General features: G+C 65.0%; 17 protein-coding genes. 9 read left to right on the top strand and 8 right to left on the bottom strand.

The window, feature by feature from the left end; genetic code table 11:
• Window positions 1-91: 91 nt before the first annotated feature.
• Complete coding sequence (locus tag ACN0X6_RS15895) at window positions 92-1,435, bottom strand: DUF3999 domain-containing protein (protein ID WP_417705342.1); 1,344 nt, start codon at window positions 1,433-1,435, stop codon at window positions 92-94.
• Complete coding sequence (locus ACN0X6_RS15890) at window positions 1,432-5,025, bottom strand: DUF2339 domain-containing protein (protein WP_417705340.1); 3,594 nt, start codon at window positions 5,023-5,025, stop codon at window positions 1,432-1,434. Before ACN0X6_RS15890 ends, ACN0X6_RS15895 begins: the two co-directional genes overlap by 4 nt.
• Before the next feature lie 251 nt (window positions 5,026-5,276).
• On the opposite strand from ACN0X6_RS15890, the gene ACN0X6_RS15885 reads away from it, so the two are divergent.
• Entirely contained in the window at window positions 5,277-5,672 is a 396-nt protein-coding gene (locus ACN0X6_RS15885) for a YkgJ family cysteine cluster protein (RefSeq protein WP_037004502.1), read from the top strand.
• Window positions 5,673-5,708: 36 nt separating this feature from the next.
• Here the strand turns inward: ACN0X6_RS15885 and ACN0X6_RS15880 are convergent, their stop codons facing one another.
• The 4 genes from ACN0X6_RS15880 to choX all read right to left on the bottom strand — a co-directional run bounded on the left by ACN0X6_RS15880 (window position 5,709) and on the right by choX (window position 9,283).
• Window positions 5,709-6,191 (bottom strand): thioesterase family protein, encoded by a 483-nt coding sequence (locus tag ACN0X6_RS15880; RefSeq protein WP_417705338.1) that lies wholly within the window; start codon window positions 6,189-6,191, stop codon window positions 5,709-5,711.
• Window positions 6,192-6,248: 57 nt separating this feature from the next.
• On the bottom strand, window positions 6,249-7,214 hold the full coding sequence (locus ACN0X6_RS15875) for an L-carnitine dehydrogenase (RefSeq protein ID WP_417705336.1): 966 nt from the start codon (window positions 7,212-7,214) through the stop codon (window positions 6,249-6,251).
• A 148-nt stretch (window positions 7,215-7,362) separates the two neighbouring features.
• On the bottom strand, window positions 7,363-8,250 hold the full coding sequence (locus ACN0X6_RS15870; RefSeq protein ID WP_017678502.1) for a 3-keto-5-aminohexanoate cleavage protein: 888 nt from the start codon (window positions 8,248-8,250) through the stop codon (window positions 7,363-7,365).
• Window positions 8,251-8,350: 100 nt separating this feature from the next.
• A complete protein-coding gene (choX, locus tag ACN0X6_RS15865) occupies window positions 8,351-9,283 on the bottom strand; it encodes a choline ABC transporter substrate-binding protein (RefSeq protein WP_417705333.1) in 933 nt (310 codons plus the stop codon).
• Between the two features lie 290 nt (window positions 9,284-9,573).
• Here choX and ACN0X6_RS15860 point away from each other — a divergent pair, with 290 nt between their 5' ends.
• The 8 genes from ACN0X6_RS15860 to ACN0X6_RS15825 all read left to right on the top strand — a co-directional run bounded on the left by ACN0X6_RS15860 (window position 9,574) and on the right by ACN0X6_RS15825 (window position 19,257).
• Window positions 9,574-10,521: a GlxA family transcriptional regulator gene (locus tag ACN0X6_RS15860; RefSeq protein ID WP_417705331.1), complete on the top strand. Its 948-nt coding sequence runs from the start codon at window positions 9,574-9,576 to the stop codon at window positions 10,519-10,521.
• Window positions 10,522-10,749: 228 nt separating this feature from the next.
• On the top strand, window positions 10,750-11,727 hold the full coding sequence (locus ACN0X6_RS15855; RefSeq protein WP_417705329.1) for a dipeptidase: 978 nt from the start codon (window positions 10,750-10,752) through the stop codon (window positions 11,725-11,727).
• 140 nt (window positions 11,728-11,867) lie between these two features.
• Window positions 11,868-12,398, top strand: a complete 531-nt coding sequence (locus ACN0X6_RS15850; protein WP_417705327.1) for a DUF5943 domain-containing protein — start codon at window positions 11,868-11,870, stop codon at window positions 12,396-12,398.
• Between the two features lie 103 nt (window positions 12,399-12,501).
• Complete coding sequence (gene dgcA, locus ACN0X6_RS15845; RefSeq protein ID WP_417705325.1) at window positions 12,502-14,562, top strand: dimethylglycine demethylation protein DgcA; 2,061 nt, start codon at window positions 12,502-12,504, stop codon at window positions 14,560-14,562.
• 158 nt (window positions 14,563-14,720) lie between these two features.
• The gene (dgcB, locus tag ACN0X6_RS15840) at window positions 14,721-16,682 is read left to right on the top strand and encodes a dimethylglycine demethylation protein DgcB (RefSeq protein WP_417705323.1); all 1,962 of its coding nucleotides are present in this window, start codon (window positions 14,721-14,723) and stop codon (window positions 16,680-16,682) included.
• Window positions 16,683-16,821: 139 nt separating this feature from the next.
• A complete protein-coding gene (locus ACN0X6_RS15835; RefSeq protein WP_417705321.1) occupies window positions 16,822-18,051 on the top strand; it encodes an electron transfer flavoprotein subunit alpha/FixB family protein in 1,230 nt (409 codons plus the stop codon).
• Window positions 18,052-18,146: 95 nt separating this feature from the next.
• Window positions 18,147-18,950, top strand: a complete 804-nt coding sequence (locus ACN0X6_RS15830) for an electron transfer flavoprotein subunit beta (protein ID WP_417705319.1) — start codon at window positions 18,147-18,149, stop codon at window positions 18,948-18,950.
• A 55-nt stretch (window positions 18,951-19,005) separates the two neighbouring features.
• Window positions 19,006-19,257, top strand: a complete 252-nt coding sequence (locus ACN0X6_RS15825) for a hypothetical protein (protein WP_074676471.1) — start codon at window positions 19,006-19,008, stop codon at window positions 19,255-19,257.
• Window positions 19,258-19,546: 289 nt separating this feature from the next.
• Here the strand turns inward: ACN0X6_RS15825 and ACN0X6_RS15820 are convergent, their stop codons facing one another.
• Both ACN0X6_RS15820 and ACN0X6_RS15815 read right to left on the bottom strand, forming a co-directional pair.
• Window positions 19,547-20,641: a GlxA family transcriptional regulator gene (locus tag ACN0X6_RS15820; protein WP_100547499.1), complete on the bottom strand. Its 1,095-nt coding sequence runs from the start codon at window positions 20,639-20,641 to the stop codon at window positions 19,547-19,549.
• Between the two features lie 123 nt (window positions 20,642-20,764).
• Window positions 20,765-21,088 carry a hypothetical protein gene (locus ACN0X6_RS15815; RefSeq protein ID WP_417705316.1) on the bottom strand — a complete coding sequence of 108 codons (324 nt, stop codon included), beginning with the start codon at window positions 21,086-21,088 and terminating at the stop codon, window positions 20,765-20,767.
• Window positions 21,089-21,238: the final 150 nt, after the last annotated feature.

Below are 21,238 nucleotides of genomic sequence, written 5' to 3'. Positions count from 1 at the left end.
ATACGCAAGGGCCTTCCTGACCTTCGATGCTGGATTGGCGCGGGGTGCCTAAGATACTGCAAAAGCCCTGCCGCTTGTTGGTCCATGCCGCTCAGGCATCTGGCGGGCGGCGCAGCACACTGGCGGCCATCGCGGCCAGCAACCCGACTCCCACCAGCAGTACAGCCCAGAGTCCCCAACGCTGCCAGTTCTGACCGGAGTCGGCTTGGGATTCGACCAGGGCAGCAAGCGGCTCGGCCAACTCGGCACGACCAAGATTGGCGAGTCTTTCCGCCTGATAGCCAGGGATCAGGGTATGCAGCGGCAGGGCTGCCGACTGTGCATTCGGGTTACCCAGCGCCAGCCGATAGGGCGGCTCGCCACGCGCGAGAAACACCAGCTGCGTGGCGCGCAGTGCGACCTGCATGCGCGGCACATCCACGCCCAGGCCGCCGCCACGCGCATCCACCTGCATGCGCAGCTGTCGCACCGGCCAACCGGGCAGGATCAACTCATCGTTGATGACTTCGCGCCCAGCCTCGGGCAGACGATAGAGAACGCCGTTGACCAGCTGACGCCAGGCGCCCTGGTCACTGCTGCGCGCCTCGAAGCGCAGTGGCGCCAGGGTGTTGCTCTGTTCCAGCTCGACACGCAGTCGCTCCAGAGGCAAGGCCAGGGGCAACTGCCACTGGTATTGCCCGTCAGCGTTGGCCTGCGCCGCCATGGGCTCGGACCACACCAGAGGCGCCGCCTGATGAGCCTGGCGCTGACTGCGCAGGGAAACGGCCTGCAGTTGCGGGGCCTGGGCAGGGCTGCGCCACAGCAGGCGCAGATAACGGGCACGCTGGCCGGGCAGTTCGACCTGGCGCTGATCGATGCGCTCGTCGGCGAAGCTCAGGCGCGCCACCTGCCCTTCTCCCCAACTGCGCCAGTGCTGCAGATCGTCACTGGCTTCGATGCTGAAACGCTGAAAGCCGTCTTCGGCTCCGCTCCAGTCCAGGCTCAGACGTACCAGCGGCGCGTCGATGGCGCTGGCGTCGAGCAACCAGCCCCGCAGTTGCTGCTCGCTTTCGGCCGGCGCCTCGCCGCGCAGCTCGATCAGCGTGCCAGTGGTGCTGCGTTCGACGCGTAGCGCGGGCATCTCCTGGGCATCGACGCGGCCCCTCAACGGGAACCCGCTTACGCCATGCTCCTGTTCCTGCTGCACGCTCTCGCTGCGTCCCGGAATCAGCGCATAGGCCTGCATCTGGCCATTGCTGTCGAATACGCGCAGATCACGCAAATCGCCATGCCCGGCGGCGAGGTGAGCGGCGAAGGGCAGCTCCAGGCGATACCAGGGCCCCTCGCCGGCAAGTTGCAGGGCAGCGCCATGCCGATAGTCATGAGGTTTCTCACTGGCCTGGCTGAGCGCACTCAGCGACAACCCCAGGAGCAGACACCAACGAACGAGCTTCATACGGCAGACTCCTGTTCGTCAGCAGCCGACTCTTCGGCCTTGCGCGGCGGTAGCGGGGCGAAATAGCCCACCACCAACAGCAACACACCGACGCCGATGAACGAGACGATGCGCTCCAGGCCGCCACGGTTGCCCAGCTCGACGAAAAGCAACTTGGCCACTACCAGAGCGATCAGTGCGGCGCCGACCAGCCACAGTTCACGACGCACGCGCAAATGGCCGAACAACATCAGCGCCAGGGCGATCAGCGTCCAGACGATGGACCAGCCGGCCTGCACCAGCATCGAGTCGAACAGTGCCGACGTCTGCCAAGGCACGCCGCCCCAGTGGTGCGCGGTACGCATCACCATCACCGTCAGCAGGGCGAACAGCGAAACACCTGCCACGCCCTGCACCAGCGGCAGCGCCCGCACCGGCGCCAGGCCGAAGCGCGGCAGGGCATCGCGCGCCCAGACGAACAGCGCGCCCAGGCACAACAGCAAACCCAACTCCAGTGGATTGAACAGCGGCAGATACGGCAGCGGATCGCTGTCGCCGGCGCTATTGGCGTTGGCCAGCCAGAACCAGGCGAGCATCAGTGCGGCCAGAGGCGCCGCCGCCCACAGCCGGTACTCGCGCTCGAAGCTGGCCACCGGCCAGGGCAGGCGACGCGCCTGCGCCATCGCCCACAGATAGGCAGTCGGCAGCAGCGCCCAACCCAACCAGCGCCAGGCGTTGTAGTGATCGGACAGGCTCAGCAGCAGATAGCGCAGTTCCAGCGCCAGCACGCCGAGCAGCAGCCAGCAACCGAGCACATGGGCGACGCTGGCTGCCGTACGCGGCAGCAGATCGACCAGGGATCGCAGGATAAGCAGATGCACAGCGATCACGACAGCCCAGCCCACCCAGCCGAAATTCGCGGCTGGATGGTAGAAGGGATGCCAGGCATGGATCAGGATCAACCCTGCCACCGGCGCCAACAGGCTGCACAGCGTGGCCAATTCGCTCCAGCGGGTGCGCAACGCCAGCAGCATCCAGATCAGAGCCGACAGCGCTGCCACTACCAGCAACACGCTGGCCTGCATATCTACAGTCACGAAGCGCATCACTTCACTGGCCAGTGCCAAGGCCCACCAGGCAGCGCCCCAGGCCAGCAGCAACTGGCCCAGACGCTGCAGGCTGACGCCATCGAGGCCGCTGTCGCGTCCGCTGCGCGCCAGGTTGTGCAGGCGCCAGGCACCAATCTGTGCAGCCAGGCCAAGTACGGCGGGCGTCCAGAAGCCGGTGTGCGCCAGCGGCGACAGGCCTTCGCCACTGATGCCCGACAGCAGCAACGGCCCGGCCGCGAGGAAGGCCAGGCCGGCGAAGACCTGCAGCGCCAGGCTGAACAGGAAAGCCCCACGCTGCTGCAGATACAGCGCCAGCCACAGAATCAGCAACCCCGTCCCGCCCCACACTGCCGCAGCCGAGACCCAGGGCAGCACGAACAGCACCGCCAGATTGATGAACACCAGCCCAACCAGCATGACCATCGACAATACGCCGAGCAGGCGACGGTTCTCGCGAATCTGCGGATCACGCGCCGCCAGCAGCATGCCGGCGATCAGCCCCAGACCGACCATCGACGCTGCCAGCAGGCCGAACCAACCGGTGCTGAAACCACCACGCCCGAACAGCGAATCCAGCGCCATCTGCCCGAGGAACAGCAAGCCGCCGAGCAACTGGATGGCGAAGGCGCTGTAGACGAAGCTTGGCGCGGCGATACGCAGGCCGACGAACAGGGTCGCCAGCCCGGCCAGCGCCCAGGCGATGGCCGTACCCGGTGCAGCGAACAGCAGCGGCGCAATCAGATAGATGAATGCCAACCCGGCCAGGCCCAGCCAGGGCAGCAGGCGATTCTCCCAGGCGTTCGCCGCTTCGGGCATCGAGCGCAATTGCCAGTAGCTGAACAGCAGCGCCATACCAAGCATCAGCGCGCCCAGCGGCGAACCGTCGAGCAGGCTTTCGTGGCCATGGTCCAGGCCGCTGACGAACGCCAACGCCGCGCCCACCTGCAGCAACAGCGCGAACGCACGCGCCAGCGGCCGCCCCTGACGCAGGCCCAACCAGAAGATGCCGGCGCCTTCCACGGCCCAGGCCGCTGCCGTCCAGCGCGCATCCAGGCCGAGCGGAATGGCCAGGCTGGCGAACACCACGCCGAGCGCCAGGCAGGTTTCCACCAGCAACAGTGTGCGGGCGCCAGCACGCGCCTTGAGCACCCGTGCCAGTAATAGATAGAACAGGCCCAGACCCAGGGCGCTGAAGGCCGCAGCGAACTCGATATGTCGCACCAATGCGACTTGCAGACCGAAGCCGATCAGCGGCGGGCCGAACAAGGTGGTGGCATCGACGTAGTCGCCACGGCGCAGCGACCAGCGCAGCAATTCGTCACGCGCCTCAGGCGCATCCGCTGCATCGCGCAGGGTGCGGCGGGCGAAAAGCAGGCCGATGGCCAGGTACATCAGGAAGAACAGGATCAGGAATGGCTGAGTGCTGCCCAGCAGTTCCGGCGTGTAGGAACGCAGCCCCCAGGCGAAACCGATGCCGAAGGTGCCGACGAAGCCGATCAGGTTGAGCAGGCGCCAGGCCTTGAACCAGGCGATGGCGAAGATGCCGGCATTGAGCAGGGCGAAGTAGGAAAACAGCGCGACATGATTGCCGCTACCGGTGGAAGTGAGGATTGGCGCAGCGAAGCCGCCCAGCGCCGCAGCAGCCGCCAGGCCAAGCGCGTTCTGCTGCACGGCAAGGATGGCCGAGAACAGCGTCACCGCCACCAGCAGGCCGAGGGCCAGGCCAGGGTCCAACAACGGATGCAGGCGCATGGCGGCGAATACTGTCAGATACAGCACGGCGATACCGGTGCCCTGCAGCACCAGAGCGTAATTGCGATTGCGTCGGCGCAGCCACCAGCCCAGACCGAGTAACGCCAGTGCACTGGTTGCAACACCCATGTAGCGCAGCTCCACCGGCACCTCGACGCCTTCGGTGGCGTAACGCAGGAGGAAGGCCAGACCGAGGAACAGCAGTACCACGCCAACCCGCAGCACGGTATTACCGCCAAACAGCCAGGCCTTGGCGGCAGCGATACCACGCACGATCAGATTCGGCTCGCGCGGCGGTTGCTCGCGCCAGGGGCTTTGTTGCAGTGCCGGTTGGCGCTGGTGGGCGATCTGCGCGGCCAGTGGCGCAGGTTGCTCGACAGGCTGCGCTGTTTCGACTTCCGGCAGCGGATCGAGCGTCCACTCCAGTTCGGGCTGCGGCTGCGGCTCTTCGGCAGCGGTCGGCTCGGGCACTGGGCTGACGACGGGTTCGACGGAGGCCGGCTCCGGCTCGCTGCGCTCACCCTGCTCGACCTTGACCAGGCGTTCGTGGATGGCGCGAGTTCCGTGATCGAAGCGTTCGGCGAAGTCCTTGAGCTGCGCAGTCAATTGCGCGTTACGCGTCTCCAGCCCCTGCAGGCGCAGCGCCTGACCCAGACTGAGGCCGATCAACCCGCCAAGCAGCGCGCCCGTGACCGATTCGCTGGCGCCCACACCGAGCACCAAACCGACCAGCATGAAGATCCATTGCATGCGTTATGTCCCAACCCTGAGAAAGAGGTCGCCTCGCGTTCCTGCTGCGGCCCGAGACGGGCACCAGTATAGGAGTCGCACCCCAGATAGACGACTGCCAAGTCGTTCACAGGCACAACGCAAAGCGATCAGCCGCCAGTCGGTGCTTCACAAACGCTGTGCGCCCGCTATCATCGCCGCCCCGTGACCGTAGGGCGGACTCGGGCGCGAAGCGAACAGTCCGCCGCACAAGACAGGCCTACCCGAGCATCATGATAAAGCCCCGCCTGATAGCCGCTGCAGAGATCGACCGCCTGGAAACCTGGGCCAAATACACGGCCGACATGTGCCATAGCTGCATGTCCACCTGCTGCACCATGCCGGTTGAGGTGCGTCTGAACGATCTGATCCGCCTGGAGCTGGTCGACGAGTTCGAGCGCAGCGAGCCGCCGAAGAATATCGCAAAGCGCTTGCAGAAGGACGGCATCGTCGAGCGCTTCAACCAGAAGTCGGGCATCTTCACCCTGATCCGCATGTCCAATAACGACTGCCTGTTTCTCGACCGCAAGACACGCCTGTGCAGCGTCTACGAAAAACGCCCGGACACCTGCCGTCATCATCCCAAGGTCGGCCCACGGCCAGGCTATTGCGCGTACAAGCCGAAGTAAGGCTGGTCACGCGGGCACTGGTGCGCACAGCGCACCCTACGAAGCACGGCGCAGGCCGATAACACGCCCGACGCAGGCTGGGGGTTGCAGGTTCTGCTGTTCGGCAGCCAGGTGCGCCACCCGCTCGGCCACCTGTTCGTCGAACAGCGCCGCACGGCCAGCGGCGCTGTCGATATTCATCAGCATCTGCTCGCTTTCCGCCAGGCTGGCGGCTTCGCCCGGCCGATAGAGGCCATGGTGGATATGCAGGCGCTTGGCGTCATGCGCCAGCAACTGGGTGCGCACCTCGACCCGCTCGCCCTCCTTCACCTCCGCCAGGAAGTTGAGGTGACATTCCAGGGTGTACAGCGTGTGGCCGGTGCGAGCGCGGCCGGCTTCGTCCAGGCCCAGCACGTCCATCAGCGCATCGGTGGCGTGGCTGAAGATCAGCAGATAGAAGGCATCACGCAGGTGCCCGTTGTAGTCGACCCAGTCGCGGGAGATAGTGGTTTGGTAGCTGGTCATCGGCTTGACTGGCATGCATGCGACTCCTGAAGTGCCCGTAGGGTGCGCCGTGCGCACCGGGAATGACTCGGTTTACTCGGCGAACTCGAAGCCATGCCTGGCCTTGGTCTGGCGGATCGCCTCCAGCACCGCCAGCAGGCAATCGTCGCGATAGCGCTCCAGAGCCTCCAGGCTGCGTTCGCCTTGCTGCTCGGCGGTGCCTTCGACCACGGCATCGATCAAGCCCTCGGTCAGCTCCGGCGCCTGCAGATAGGTCCAGGGCAGCTTCAGCGCCGGGCCGAACTGAGCCATGAAGTGGCGCATGCCAGCCGGGCCACCGGCCAGGGTGTAGGTCAGAAAGCTGCCCATGAACGACCAGCGCAGACCGGCACCGAAGCGGATCGCGTCGTCGATTTCGCCGGTAGTGGCCACGCCGTCGTTGACCAGGTGCAGCGCCTCACGCCACAGCGCCTCGAGCAGGCGGTCGGCGATAAAGCCCGGCACCTCCTTGCGTACGTGCAGCGGACGCATGCCCAGCGACTGGTACACCTTGATCGCTGCCTGCACCGCGTCGGGCGCTGTCTTGGCTCCGCCCACCACCTCCACCAGCGGCAGCAGATACACCGGATTGAACGGATGGCCGACCACGCAGCGCTCGGGATGCTTGGCGTCTGCATAGAACTCACTGGGCAGCAGACCCGACGTGCTGGAACCGATCAGTGCGTCCGGACGCGCCGCGGCACTGATCTGCGCGTGCAGCTCGCACTTTAGGTCGAGGCGTTCGGGCGCGCTTTCCTGGATGAAGTCGGCATCGCGCACGCAGTCTTCGATGCTATCGACGAAACGCAGACGATTCAGCGAAGCGCCAGGTGCCAGGCCCTGCTTTTCCAACGCCGGCCAGGCGTTGGCCAGACGCGTGCGCAGCGCAGCCTCGGCGCCAGGCGCCGGGTCCCAGGCGATCACGTCGAGGCCGTGGGCCAGGGCGCGGGCGATCCAGCCGGCGCCGATGACGCCGGTGCCCAAAGAGGCGAAGGTCTTGATGTCGGTGACGAAGGTCATGGTTGAACTCCGGTAGCCCGGATGCGATCCGGGAAATTGGCGTTAGGGAATGCTCCCGGATTGCATCCGGGCCAAGGGACTGTCGCGGCTAAAGCCCCTCCCACAAGAGCAGCGCAAACCTGTGGGACGGGCCGGGCGGCGTTGCGCTTTAGCCGCGACGCTTGAGCTTCATCTTCTCGCGCCCTTCGGCCGGGGTCAGGGCGCGGCCGCCGAGGCGTTCGATGATCTCGATGGCGCGCTCGACCAGTTGGCCGTTGCTCGCATGCACGCCACGGTCCAGCCAGATGTTGTCCTCCAGCCCTACCCGCACGTGGCCGCCGAGCAGCATGGCCTGGGCGACCATGGGCATCTGCATGCGGCCGATGCCAAAGCCGGCCCAGGTGATGCCCGGCGGCAGGTTGTCGGCCATGGCCTTCATGGTCGTGGTGTCGGCCGGTGCGCCCCAGGGAATGCCCAGGCACAGCTGGATCAGCGGGTCGTCCAGCAGCCCTTCCTTGATCATCTGCTTGGCGAACCACAGGTGGCCGGTGTCGAAGATTTCCAGCTCGGCCTTCACGCCCAGTTCTGTGATGCGCTTGGCGCCGGCACGCAGTTGCGCCGGGGTGGAGACGTAGATGAAGTCGCCGTCGCCGAAATTCAGGGTGCCGCAGTCCAGGGTGCAGATTTCCGGTAGCAACTCCTCGACATGCGCCAGGCGGGTGATCGGCCCGACCAGATCGGTACCGGCACCGAACTCCAGCGGCTGCTCGCCCCGGCCGATCTCCAGGTCACCGCCCATGCCAGCGGTGAGGTTGATGATCACGTCGGTGTCGCTTTCGCGGATGCGCTCGACCAACTCACGGTACAGCGCCACGTCACGGCTTGGCTTGCCGGTCTGTGGGTCGCGCACATGGCAATGGGCGACGGTGGCGCCGGCCTTGGCCGCCTCGATGGCGGCGGCAGCGATCTCCTTGGGGGTGACCGGGATCGCCGGGTGCTTGCCGACGGTGTCGCCAGCGCCGGTCACCGCGCAGGTGACGATAACCTCGTAGTTCATTTTCGACTGTCCTTTTCCTGGGGCGAACGAGTGCCGACGGCAGGGCCGCAGACGTTTTGCAAAAAGGTGAATCAGCGCCGGCTCACCCGGCGCCTCGGTATCAGTTGCCGGCGACCAGCGCGGCGCTGGCGGGCTTGCCGTCCAGCGTGGTGACGCCCTCGAGCCAGGCCTCGACCACCTGCGGATTGGCCTTGATCCAGTCACGCGCTACCTGTGCAGGCTGCTTGCGATCCATGATCGGCTGCATCAGCTCGGCTTCCTGCGCGCTGGTGAAGCGCAGGCTGGTGAGCAGACGGTTGGCGTTGGGGCAGCGTTCGGCATAATCCGGCGCGGTAACGGTGGACACCGTGGCGGCACCGTCATTGGGGCCGAACACGTCTTCGGTGCCGGTCAGATAGGTGATCTGCATCGACAGGTTCATCGGGTGCGGTCTCCAGCCGAAGAACACCACCGGTTTCTCGTTGCGCGCAGCGCGGCCGACGGCGGCGAGCATGCCAGCCTCACTGGACTCGACCAGCTTGAAGCCACCCAGGCCGAACTGGTTGGAGTCGATCATCTTCTGGATCGCCGTATTGGCGCCGGAGCCGGCCTCGATGCCGTAGATCTTGCCGTCCAGCTCGTCCTTGAACTTGGCAATATCGGCCAGGGTCTTGAGCCCCTTGTCAGCGGTGTAGCTGGGCACGGCGAGCACCGCCACGGCGTCGTCGAGCGACGGTTCGGCAGCAACCTTGACCGCACCAGCGTCGAGGAACGGCTTGATGTTGTCGTCCATGATCGGCTTCCAGTAGCCGAGGAAGGCATCGATCTGCCCTTTCTGGATACCGGCGAAAATGATCTGTTGCGACGCCTGGGTCTGCTTGGTTTCGTAGCCGAGGCTTTGCAGCAGCTCGCTGGCGACGGCGGTGGTGGCGACCACGTCGGTCCAGCCGACGGCGCCGATTCGAACGTTCTTGCAACTTGCATCGTCGGCCAGCAGGGAGGTACTGAACAGGCTCAGGGTGCAGCACGCGGCCAGCGCGGTAAGACCTTTCATCTGGGTGCTCCTCATCGTGTCACAGCGGTTCTATTTCGTTTTTCTAGAGGCCTTGGCCCCCACCGTGCTCGGGTTTCTCGCTTCCCGATGAGACCACCTTACGCTTCGCCCTGGTGGATTATTCGCACCTCAACGACTATTAATTGACCTATACCGACCTTATGCTTTTGTGAAAGCCATGCAGGCCCATTAATCTTTCGACCTGCCCGGAGCCCGGATGCATTCCGGGAGTCCGCCCCCGGATTGCATCCGGGCTACCTGCCACCTCCGATACCGGCGCCATGAGCTGTATGCCCCAGACCTTCTGCTTCCTGCTGCTGCCCGGCTTCTCGATGATGGGCCTGATGTCGGCCATCGAGCCGCTGCGCGTGGCCAATCGCTTTCGTGGCGAGCTGTATCGCTGGCGCCTGCTCAGCCAGGACGGCAATGCCGTGCAGGCCAGCAACGGCATGTCGCTCAACGTCGACGACGGCCTGGAACTGCCAGGGGAAAGTCGAGCACTGTTCGTGGTCGCCGGCTTCGAACCGCTGGCCCATTACGACCACCCTCTGGCGCATTGGCTGCAACGCCGCGAACCCGAGTTGGCCGTGCTCGGCGGTATCGACACCGGCAGCTTCGTGCTGGCCGAGGCCGGGCTGTTCCAGCATCAGCGTCTGACCCTGCACTGGGAAGCCATCGACGCCTTTCGCGAGCGCTACCCGACGTTGCGGGTCACCCAGGAGCTGTTCGAGATCGACGGCAAGCGCATCACCAGCGCCGGCGGCACCAGCAGCCTCGACCTGATGCTCGGCCTGATCGGCCAGGAACACGGCGAGCCGTTGGCGATGCAGGTGTCCGAACAGTTCGTGGTCAGCCGCATCCGCACCCGCCTGGACCACCAGCGCATGCAGGTGGCCAGCCGTTACGACCTGCACAACAAGAAGCTGGTGCGGGTGATCGGCGAGATGGAGCGCCAGTGCGAGCAGCCTCTGCCCAGCCAAGCGCTGGCCGAGCGGGTCGGCATCACCGTGCGTCAGCTGGAGCGGCTGTTCCGTCATCATCTGGCGAGCACACCCTCGGCCTTCTATCTGGGCCTGCGCCTGGACAAGGCGCGCCAGCTGCTGCGCCAGAGCGACCTCAGCGTGCTGGAGGTGAGCCTCGCGTGCGGCTTCGATTCGGCCTCGTATTTCTCGCGCTGTTACCGCAAGCGCTTCGCCGCCAGCCCCAGCCAGGATCGCCACGAGCGGCCAGGCAGCTAGGCCAAGCCTGGGCCGGATGCAATCCGGGGCCAGGCACAGTGGATTCCTCGGACTGCATCCGGGCTACGCGGTACGGGCGCAACCACGGCATATCCGTTCGCGACCTCGGCTTGACGCTTTCGGCAAACCCCCAGTCGTTTTTGCACCGGGTCGCCCTGCCCCCCAGGGATAAGCTCTCCCCAAAGCGCCGACGACCGACTCGGCGCATACGTTTAGGGGACAAGCCTGATGAGCCCAGCCGAGTTACACGCCGACAGCATCGTCATCGACGGTCTGATCATCGCCAAGTGGAACCGCGACCTGTTCGAGGACATGCGCAAGGGCGGCCTGACCGCAGCCAACTGCACGGTGTCCGTGTGGGAAGGTTTCCAGGCCACGGTGAACAATATCGTTGCCAGCAACAATCTGATTCGCGACAACAGCGACCTGGTCATGCCGGTGCGCACCACCGCCGACATCCGCAAGGCCAAGGAGCAGGGCAAGACCGGCATCCTCTACGGTTTCCAGAACGCCCATGCCTTCGAGGACCAGATCGGTTACGTCGAGGTGTTCAAGCAGCTCGGCGTGGGCATCGTGCAGCTGTGCTACAACACCCAGAACCTGGTCGGCACCGGCTGCTACGAGCGCGACGGCGGCCTGTCCGGCTTCGGCCGCGAGATCGTCGCCGAGATGAACCGCGTCGGCATCATGTGCGACCTGTCCCACGTCGGTTCCAAGACCAGCGAGGAAGTCATCCTCGAGTCGAAAAAGCCGGTCTGCTACTCCCACTGCCTGCCTTCGGGCCTGAAGGAACACCCGCGCAACAAGTCCGACGATGAGCTGAAGTTCATCGCCGACCACGGCGGCTTCGTCGGCGTGACCATGTTCGCGCCCTTCCTGGCCAAGGGTATCGACTCGACCATCGACGACTACGCCGAGGCCATCGAGTACGTGATGAACCTGGTCGGCGAAGACGCCATCGGCATCGGCACCGACTTCACCCAGGGGCACGGCCAGGACTTCTTCGAGTACCTGACCCACGACAAGGGCTACGCCCGGCGCCTGACCAGCTTCGGCAAGATCGTCAACCCGCTGGGCATCCGTACCGTGGGCGAGTTCCCCAACCTCACCGAGACGCTACTCAAGCGAGGCATGTCCGAGCGCGTGGTGCGCAAGGTCATGGGCGAGAACTGGGTGCGCGTTCTGGCTGATGTCTGGGGTGAGTAAGCCTTTGCCAATCCCATGATCATTCCCACGCTCAGCGTGGGAACGCTCTGCGTCACAGAAGCGGACGCAGAGCGTCCAATGAGGCGTTACCACGCAAAGCGTGGGAACGATCAGACAACGAATTCTGGAGCTGAAAACACATGTCCACCCACGCCCCCGAAATGCCCATCGCCGTCGACGACGAAACCGGCGTCTGGACCACCGACGCCCTGCCGATGCTCTACGTGCCGCGCCATTTCTTCGTCAACAACCACATGGGCATCGAGGAAGTGCTCGGCGCCGACAAGTACGCCGAGATCCTCTACAAGGCCGGCTACAAGTCCGCCTGGCACTGGTGCGAGAAGGAGGCCGACTGCCACGGCATCTCGGGCGCCGCGGTGTTCGAGCACTACATGAAGCGCCTGTCGCAGCGCGGCTGGGGCCTGTTCGAAACGCAGAAGCTCGACCTGGAAACCGGCCATGCCGAGGTCAAGCTCAAGCATTCGGCCTTCGTTTACGTGTACGGCAAGGTGAATCGCAAGGTCGACTACATGTTCACCGGCTGGTTCTCCGGCGCCATCGACCAGATCCTCTCCGCCAAGGGCAGCCCGGTCCGCACCGTCACCGTGCAGGAGTACAGCGGTTCCGAAGAAGGCCATGACGACGGCCTGTTCGTCACCCGGCCACTCTGAGTCACCCATAAGAATTCCGTGGAAAGGCCGGACTGCAGCGGCGACACCCTCGCCACTGAAGCGCCTCCCACAACGCTAGAGCGCTTACCGTGAGGATGCCGTAATGGCCTTCGAAGCAATGTTCCAGCCGATCCAGATCGGCAAGCTGACCATCCGCAACCGTGTGCTCAGCACCGCGCACGCCGAGGTCTACGCCACCGACGGCGGCATGACCACCGAGCGCTACGTCAAGTACTACGAAGAGAAGGCCAAGGGCGGCATCGGCCTGGCCATCTGTGGCGGCTCCTCGGTAGTGGCCATCGACAGCCCGCAGCAGTGGTGGAGTTCGGTCAACCTGTCCACCGACCGCATCATCCCGCACTTCCAGAACCTCGCCGACGCCATGCACAAGCACGGCGCCAAGATCATGATCCAGATTACCCACATGGGCCGCCGCTCTCGCTGGGATGGTTTCCACTGGCCGACCCTGATGTCGCCCTCCGGTATACGCGAGCCGGTGCACCGCGCCACCTGCAAGACCATCGAGGTCGAGGAGATCTGGCGGGTGATCGGCAACTACGCGCAGGCCGCACGCCGTGCCAAGGCAGGCGGCCTGGATGGCGTCGAGCTGTCCGCCGTGCACCAGCACATGATCGACCAGTTCTGGTCGCCGCGCGTCAACAAGCGTACCGACGAATGGGGCGGCACCTTCGAGGGCCGCATGAAGTTCGGCCTGGAAGTATTGAAGGCAGTGCGCGCCGAGGTCGGTGATGACTTCTGCGTCGGCATGCGCATCTGCGGCGACGAATTCCACCCGGACGGCCTGTCCCACGAGGACATGAAGCAGATCGCCGCCTACTACGACGCCACCGGCATGCTCGACTTCATCGGCGTCGTCGGCTCGGGCTGCGACACCCACAACACCCTGGCCAACGTCATCCCCAACATGAGCTACCCGCCGGAGCCCTTCCTGCACCTGGCGGCCGGCATCAAGGAAGTGGTCAAGGTGCCAGTGCTGCACGCGCAGAACATCAAGGACCCGAACCAGGCCACGCGCATTCTCGAAGGCGGTTACGTGGACATGGTCGGCATGACCCGCGCGCACATCGCCGACCCGCACCTGATCGCCAAGATCAAGATGGGCCAGATCGACCAGATCAAGCAGTGCGTCGGCGCCAACTACTGCATCGACCGCCAGTACCAGGGCCTGGACGTGCTGTGCATTCAGAACGCGGCGACCAGCCGCGAATACATGGGCGTGCCGCACATCATCGAGAAGACCACCGGCGCCAAGCGCAAGGTGGTGATCGTCGGCGGCGGCCCGGCTGGCATGGAAGCAGCGCGCGTAGCCGCTGAGCGTGGTCACGACGTCACCCTGTTCGAAAAGCAGGAACAATTGGGCGGACAGATCACCCTGGCGTCGAAAGCACCGCAGCGTGACCAGATCGCCGGCATCACCCGCTGGTATCAACTGGAGCTGGCGCGCTTGGGCATCGACCTGCGCCTGGGCACCGGCGCCGACGCAGCGAGCATCCTCGACCTGCGTCCGGACATCGTGGTGCTGGCCAACGGCGGCCATCCGTTCCTCGAACAGAACGAACACTGGGGCGCGGCCGAAGGCCTGGTGGTGAGCAGCTGGGACGTGCTCGCAGGCAAGGTCGCACCGGGCAAGAACGTGCTGGTGTACGACACCATCTGCGAATTTACCGGCATGTCGGTGGCCGATTTCCTCGCCGACAAGGGTGCGCAGGTCGAGATCGTCACCGACGACATCAAGCCGGGCGTGGCCATCGGCGGCACCAGCTTCCCGACCTATTACCGCAGCCTGTACCCCAAGGAAGTGATCATGACCGGCGACATGATGCTGGAAAAGGTCTACCGCGAGGGCGACAAGCTGGTGGCCGTGCTGGAGAACGAATACACCGGCGCCAAGGAAGAGCGGGTGATCGACCAGGTGGTGGTGGAGAACGGCGTACGGCCGGACGAGTCGCTGTACTACGCGCTGAAGGAAGGCTCGCGCAACAAGGGCCAGATCGACGTCGACGCGCTGTTCGCGATCCAGCCGCAGCCGTGCCTGAGCGAATCGGGCGAGGGCTACCTGCTGTTCCGCATCGGCGACTGCGTGGCCCAGCGCAACACCCACGCGGCGATCTACGACGCCTTGCGCCTGTGCAAGGACTTTTAAGCTTGTCTCCCCTCTCCCTCCGGGAGAGGGGCCGGGGGTGGGGGATGGTTGGCGCAACTGGATTACCAGTCGCCGGACATCCCCCTCACCCCAGCCCTCTCCCAAAGGGAGAGGGGGCTGACCGGATCGCCTTGAGGTCCCCCTAAGGAGACCAACGAATGTTGAATACCCTGCTCCCCATTCTGCTCTTCGCTGCGCTCGGCCTCGCGCTGCTGGGCGCGTTGAAGCGCTTCTTCATGTGGCGCCGTGGCCGCCCGTCGAAGGTCGACTGGGTCAAAGGTCTGCTGAAGATGCCTAGTCGCTACCTGGTGGATCTGCACCACGTGGTCGAGCGCGACAGGTACATGTCCAGGACCCACGTGGCCACTGCCGGTGGCTTCGTTCTGGCGGCGGTGCTGGCCATCGTCGTGCACGGTTTCGGCCTGCATAACCGTATCCTCGGCTTCGCCCTGCTGGGCGCCACGGTGCTGATGTTCGTCGGTGCCCTGTTCGTCGCCAAGCGCCGCCTCGACCCGCCGTCGCGCCTGTCGAAAGGCCCGTGGATGCGCCTGCCGAAAAGCCTGCTGATGTTCGCCGCCAGCTTCTTTATCGCCACGCTGCCGGTGGCCGGTATCCTCCCCGAGAACGCCGGTGGCTGGATTCTGGCCGTCATCCTCGCCGTCGGCGTGGCCTGGGGCGTGTCCGAACTGTTCCTCGGCATGACCTGGGGCGGGCCAATGAAGCACGCCTTTGCCGGCGCCCTGCACCTGGCCTGGCACCGCCGCAGTGAACGTTTCGGTGGCGGTCGTTGCACCGGCCTGAAAGCCCTGGATCTGGACGACCCGAAAGCCCCGCTGGGCGTGGAAAAACCCACCGACTTCACCTGGAACCAGTTGCTCGGCTTCGACGCCTGCGTGCAGTGCGGCAAGTGCGAAGCCATGTGCCCGGCCTTCGCCGCCGGCCAGCCGCTGAACCCGAAGAAGCTGATTCAGGACATGGTCATCGGCCTCGCCGGTGGCAACGACGCCAAGTTCGCTGGCAGCCCGTACCCTGGCATACCACTGGGCGAACACAGCGGCGGCCCGCACCAGCCTATCGTGTCGCTGCAAGGCAAGGCGCTGGTGGATGCCGAGACCCTGTGGTCGTGCACCACCTGTCGCGCCTGCGTCGAGGAATGCCCGATGATGATCGAGCACGTCGACGCCATCGTCGATATGCGCCGTCATCTGACCCTGGAAAAAGGTGCCACGCCGAACAAGGGCGCCGAGGTGCTGGACAACCTCATCGCCACCGACAACCCGGGCGGTTTCAATCCGGGCGGTCGCCTGAACTGGGCCGCCGACCTGAACCTGCCGTTGCTCGCCGACAAAGGCGAAACAGACGTGCTGTTCTGGGTCGGTGATGGCGCCTTCGACATGCGCAACCAGCGCACCCTGCGTGCCTTCGTGAAGATCCTCAAGGCTGCCGACGTCGACTTCGCCGTGCTCGGCCTGGAAGAACGCGACAGCGGCGACGTAGCCCGCCGCCTGGGCGACGAAGCGACCTTCCAGCACCTGGCCAAACGCAACATCGCGACGATGGCCAGGTACCGTTTCACGCGCATCGTCAGCTGCGACCCGCACAGCTTCCACGTACTGAAGAACGAATACGGCGCACTCGGCGGCACCTATCAGGTACTGCACCACAGCACCTTCATCGACGAACTGCTGCGCAAGGGCTCGCTGCATCTCGGCCAGAGCAAGGCCACCCGCGTGACCTACCACGACCCCTGCTACCTCGGCCGCTACAACGGCGAGTACGAGGCGCCGCGCGCCGTGCTCAAGGCCATTGGCATCGAGGTCAGGGAAATGGAGCGCTCGGGCTTTCGCTCGCGCTGCTGCGGCGGCGGCGGCGGCGCGCCGATCACCGACATTCCCGGCAAGCAGCGCATCCCCGACATGCGCATGATCGACATCAAGGAAACGGGCGCAGAACTGGTGGCTGTCGGTTGCCCGCAATGCACCGCGATGCTCGAAGGCGTGGTCGCGCCGCGCCCGGAGATCAAGGACATCGCCGAGCTGGTGGCCGAGGTACTGATCGACGCCACCGAAGTGGCGGCCAAGCCCCCCGCCGCCAAGCGCGAAGTAGCGGAGGTGCAGTGATGAAGCGACTGGCGCTCCCCTCTCCCTCCGGGAGAGGGGCTGGGGGTGAGGGTCTGAACCCGAGCCGCCCATCCCACCCTCACCCCAACCCTCTCCCAAGGGGAGAGGGGGTTGTCCGTGCAGCCCAGGAGATCACCTTATGAGCGACATCATCCGCCGCGACCCTCGCGCCGAGTGGATCGCCCGCAACCGCCTGCACCCGCTGCATGCATCGATGCAGAAGGCCGAAACCACCTGGATGGGCCCCAACGGCGTCCTGCGCAAGAACCCGCACGCCATCGCCGCCGGCTTTATCGGCCCGGCCGGGCTCAAGCGCATCGACCGCAGTGGCGCCCAACAGGGCACCAGCTCCAGGCGCAACAGCACCAACATCGAAGTGCAACTGCCGCTGCATACCCTCGAACAACCAGCCTTCCACATCTGCGTGGTGCCCGACATGGTCGGCGGGCGTCTGTCCAGCCACGACAAGGACCTGCTCGGCCTGGCCCGCACGCTGGCCGGTGACAGCGGTGCGGTGGTGGCCGTGCTGTTCGGCGAGGACAAGGAAAGCGCCTTCGATACAGCCGGCGTCGACCGCCTGCTGCGCATCCAGGGCAATGCCTTCGATGGCTATGCCCCGGAGGCTCGCGTGCTGGCACTCAGCGCCGTGGAAAGCCAACTGGCGCCGCGCCACTGGTTGCTGCCCGACACTCGCACCGGTGGCGGCGAGCTGGGTCGGCGCCTGGCCGCCAAGCTCGGTGAACGCCCGGCCACGCGCGTCTGGCAAGTCGCTGGTGAACAGGCCATCGGTCGTGCCGGCAGCGGCCAGCAGGACATCCAGCGCGCGCTGCCACGCGTGCTCCTGGCCGCCGCCGAATGCGCCGAGCCAGTCAGCGAAACCCGTCATGAAGCACGACCGTTGGAGCTGAGCGAAAAGATCGCCCACAGCCTGCCGCGCATCGAGGATCTCGGTTCGGTGGCCGTGGACCCGGCACAGATTCCCATGGCCGAAGCCGAGTTCATGCTCTCCGGCGGCAACGGCGTGAAAGACTGGAATCTGTTCCACCAGGCCGCTATCGCCCTCGGCGCCACCGAAGGCGCTTCGCGCGTGGCGGTGGACGACGGCTTCATGCCGCGCAACCGCCAGGTCGGCGCCACCGGCACCTGGGTCACCGCGCGGGTCTACCTGGCCGTCGGTATTTCCGGTGCCATCCAGCACCTGCAGGGCATCGGTGCCTGCGACAAGGTGGTGGCGGTGAACATGGACCCCGGCTGCGACATGATCAAACGCGCCGACCTGTCGGTGATCGGCGACTCGGCGGCGATCCTCCAGGCCCTGATAGCACGCGTCGCCGCCTGGCGTCAGGAGGGCAAACGTGATGCTGCCTAATCTTCATACCCTCGTGGGAGGGGCTTCAGCCGCGACAGATTGCACACGCGGCCAGATTGCGGCCAAAGCCGCTCTCACGGTTCGAGGTTGTCACCATGACTGATCTGAATATCGTTGCCCTGGTCTCGGTCGGTGCCCATCCGACCTCGGGCCGGCCACGGCGCGCCGATCAGGACGCCCGCGCGGTGGAGCTGGGCCTGCGCCTGAGCGGACCCAACCTGGCCGGACCAAACCTGGCCGGACAGAACCTGCAACTGCTGCACGCCGGCGATCCACAGGCCGAAGCCCTGCGCGGCTATCTGGGCATGGGCCTGGAACAGCTCGACGTGCTGGAACAGCCTGAAGGCGCCGACGCCCTGCCACTGCTGGTCGATTACCTGCAAGGCAGCCGCACCCAGCTGGTACTCACCGGCAGCCAGGCGGAAACTGGCGAAGGCTCCGGCATGCTGCCGTTCCTGCTGGCCGAGCGCCTGGGCTGGCCGATGGTCGTCGGCCTGGCCGAAGTGGAGAAAGTCGAGAATGGCGTGGCCCAGGTGCTGCAGGCGCTCCCGCGCGGCCAGCGGCGTCGCCTCAAGGTGCGCCTGCCCTGCGTGGCCAGCGTCGACAACGCCGCCCCGGTCGCCCGCCAGAGTGCCTTCGGCCCGGCACGGCGCGGGCAGATCGAAGCGCATGAGGTCACAGTGATAGACGATCCGTTACTGGCCGAGGCCAGCCTGCAGCCAGCCAAACCACGGCCCAAACGTCTCAAGGTGATCAAGGCCAAAACTGGCGCCGAACGGATGAAGGCTGCTACGGCCAAAGCCAGTGGCGGCGGCGGTCAGGTGCTCAAGGATGTCTCGCCACAGGAAGGAGCAGAGGCTATCTTCAAGCTATTGATCGAAGAAGGCGTCCTGCGCTAACCGGGGGTTGAAGACCCACTGCGCAGCGCCTGCTTTTCCACAAGGAGCCACGACCATGATGCATGCCGATCTGATCGACCAGGAAGACTTCCGTGAGCGCCTGATCGCGCTGGGCCTGAGCATTCCAGCAGGCGTAACGCCCGAGCAGGCTTGCGAGCTGGCCGTCAGCGGCCTCAGCGCCGAGCGCGCCGTGGCCCTGCGTCATCTGGTGGAAGAACTGCTCGGCGGCAGCGCCACCCTGCTGCCCAACGTGCGCGAAGCCATCAGCCGGCATCTGCTGCCGGCGCTGGTGCCGAAGCCGGCCTGATCGACCCGAGGCGATCGCGGCTAAAGCCCCTCCTACCAGGTTCGAGCGTTAGGGTGGGCCGGGCGGCGATCCGCTTCAGACCGCCCAAAAGCATACATGGATAAGGTCAATCCGAAATCGGGTCAGGTGGGCTAAAGCCCACCCTACAGACCCGACCACAGAGCTGAAACGGAACGCGGCCGGGCCGCACCAGGTAGGGTGGGCTTCAGCCCACCGAAACAGTTAACAAAGACCACCACTCAAAACGAAAAGGGGCGCCACTGGCGCCCCGTTTTCATTGCGGCTCGACTCAGATGCGCACACTGGCGAAGGTCGATTCACCCTGGGCACGGTTGAGCGCCAGCACCGCGCTGGAATTGACCTGATGCTCGGGAATCGGCAGCAGCATCACCAGGTTGTTGCCCTGCTGACCGGCACGTTCATCGCGCGGCGGAATGCCGAAGTACTCGCGGTAGCACTTGGAAAAATGCGGGGTGGAGACGAAACCACAGACCGAGGCCACTTCGATGATCGACATGCTGGTCTGCTTGAGCAGCTGCCGCGCGCGGATCAGGCGCAGCTTCAGGTAGTAGCGCGACGGCGAGCAGTGCAGGTACTTCTGGAACAGGCGCTCGAGCTGACGACGGGAGATATCGACGAAGCAGGCCAACTCGTCAAGGTCGATAGGCTCCTCCAGGTTGGCCTCCATCAGCGCGACGATTTCCTGCAGCTTCGGCTGGTTGCTGCCGAGCATGTGCTTGAGCGGCACACGCTGGTGATCCTGCTCGTTGCGGATGCGCTCGTAGATGAACATTTCGGAGATGCCGGCGGCCAGTTCGCGACCGTGCTGCTGGCCAATCAGGTGCAGCATCATGTCCATCGGTGCGGTACCACCGGAGGAGGTGTGGCGATTGCGGTCGATGGAGAACAGCCGGGTGGTGATGGCCGCACGCGGGAAGGCTTCCTGCATCGAGGCCAGGCACTCCCAATGCACGCTGCAGTCGTAGCCATCGAGCAGACCGGCCTTGGCCAGCGCCCAGCTGCCGGTGCACACCGCACCGAGCAAGCGCCCCTGGCGTGCCTGTAGTTGCAGCCAACTGACATGTTCACGCTTGACGCTGTGCTGAATATCCACGCCACCACAGACGATCACCGCATCCAACGCCGGAGCACTTTGCATGGTGGCGTCCGGAGTGATCTTCAAACCATCGCTGGCGCAGACCGGCAGGCCATCGTGAGTCAGGGTATGCCAGCGAAACAGTTCCTTGCCGGAAAGCTGGTTGGCCATGCGCAGGGGCTCTACCGCCGAAGCGAGGGAAATCAGGGTGAAGTTGTCCAGGAGCAGGAAGCCGATGGACTGGGCGACACGGTTCTGGGGTTGCGCCCCTTGGCTGAACTGCGACATTGATGGAACCCTCTCACGCTAAGCACGGTGTGAGCCCAATTGAAGTGGGCCTCTGTTTTATCCTGGCCAGGTTTGAAAACCGGGCGGCTATGCATCTCTACGCAAAGGCCATGCCTAAATTGATCAGGCGTTCAATAAAAAACGAACCGTCAATGAATGGCGCGCCAGACGGGCTTCCTGACCCTGTTTTCCAAGATTGCGAAATGCTCTCAAAGCCTCTTGCCGCAAGGCTTTGAGCATTTCGGTAGCACGGATTGAGTGGCCTGCTACGGCGTCTCTGGCTGCCAGTAACGGACGGACGGTAACAGCATCGACCCATTGGTCACTTCTGATGCAATCGATGCCCGCAAGCGTCGCACCAAAATCTCGCGAAGCGCAGGTCTCTGCCAGAATCGCTGCACCAGCAACGGTCAACGCTCGCCGGGGTGTCAGCAGCCAGCCGCCCATGCAGAGGTGCATCCTGACGAATCTGCAACGGGTTCGTGATAATCCAGCTTTCGTCAGCACGCCCGGACACCCAACCGACTCACACCTATCCAATCGCGCCACGGCGAGCCGTGCGTACCGAAGTCTTTTCTCGACATGCCAGTGTCGCTT

It is taken from the genome of Pseudomonas sp. (assembly GCF_048269965.1).
Taxonomy (GTDB): Bacteria; Pseudomonadota; Gammaproteobacteria; order Pseudomonadales; family Pseudomonadaceae; genus Aquipseudomonas.
This window is presented reverse-complemented; position numbering and strand designations above follow the sequence as displayed.

Excerpts from the sequence above, each read along its gene's own strand:
- ACN0X6_RS15895 (WP_417705342.1), bottom strand. The coding sequence starts at position 1,435 with ATGAAGCTCGTTCGTTGGTGTCTGCTCCTGGGGTTGTCGCTGAGTGCG.
- ACN0X6_RS15890 (WP_417705340.1), bottom strand. The coding sequence starts at position 5,025 with ATGCAATGGATCTTCATGCTGGTCGGTTTGGTGCTCGGTGTGGGCGCC.
- ACN0X6_RS15885 (WP_037004502.1), top strand. The coding sequence starts at position 5,277 with ATGATAAAGCCCCGCCTGATAGCCGCTGCAGAGATCGACCGCCTGGAA.
- ACN0X6_RS15880 (WP_417705338.1), bottom strand. The coding sequence starts at position 6,191 with ATGCCAGTCAAGCCGATGACCAGCTACCAAACCACTATCTCCCGCGAC.
- ACN0X6_RS15875 (WP_417705336.1), bottom strand. The coding sequence starts at position 7,214 with ATGACCTTCGTCACCGACATCAAGACCTTCGCCTCTTTGGGCACCGGC.
- ACN0X6_RS15870 (WP_017678502.1), bottom strand. The coding sequence starts at position 8,250 with ATGAACTACGAGGTTATCGTCACCTGCGCGGTGACCGGCGCTGGCGAC.
- choX (WP_417705333.1), bottom strand. The coding sequence starts at position 9,283 with ATGAAAGGTCTTACCGCGCTGGCCGCGTGCTGCACCCTGAGCCTGTTC.
- ACN0X6_RS15860 (WP_417705331.1), top strand. The coding sequence starts at position 9,574 with ATGCCCCAGACCTTCTGCTTCCTGCTGCTGCCCGGCTTCTCGATGATG.
- ACN0X6_RS15855 (WP_417705329.1), top strand. The coding sequence starts at position 10,750 with ATGAGCCCAGCCGAGTTACACGCCGACAGCATCGTCATCGACGGTCTG.
- ACN0X6_RS15850 (WP_417705327.1), top strand. The coding sequence starts at position 11,868 with ATGTCCACCCACGCCCCCGAAATGCCCATCGCCGTCGACGACGAAACC.
- dgcA (WP_417705325.1), top strand. The coding sequence starts at position 12,502 with ATGGCCTTCGAAGCAATGTTCCAGCCGATCCAGATCGGCAAGCTGACC.
- dgcB (WP_417705323.1), top strand. The coding sequence starts at position 14,721 with ATGTTGAATACCCTGCTCCCCATTCTGCTCTTCGCTGCGCTCGGCCTC.
- ACN0X6_RS15835 (WP_417705321.1), top strand. The coding sequence starts at position 16,822 with ATGAGCGACATCATCCGCCGCGACCCTCGCGCCGAGTGGATCGCCCGC.
- ACN0X6_RS15830 (WP_417705319.1), top strand. The coding sequence starts at position 18,147 with ATGACTGATCTGAATATCGTTGCCCTGGTCTCGGTCGGTGCCCATCCG.
- ACN0X6_RS15825 (WP_074676471.1), top strand. The coding sequence starts at position 19,006 with ATGATGCATGCCGATCTGATCGACCAGGAAGACTTCCGTGAGCGCCTG.
- ACN0X6_RS15820 (WP_100547499.1), bottom strand. The coding sequence starts at position 20,641 with ATGTCGCAGTTCAGCCAAGGGGCGCAACCCCAGAACCGTGTCGCCCAG.
- ACN0X6_RS15815 (WP_417705316.1), bottom strand. The coding sequence starts at position 21,088 with ATGGGCGGCTGGCTGCTGACACCCCGGCGAGCGTTGACCGTTGCTGGT.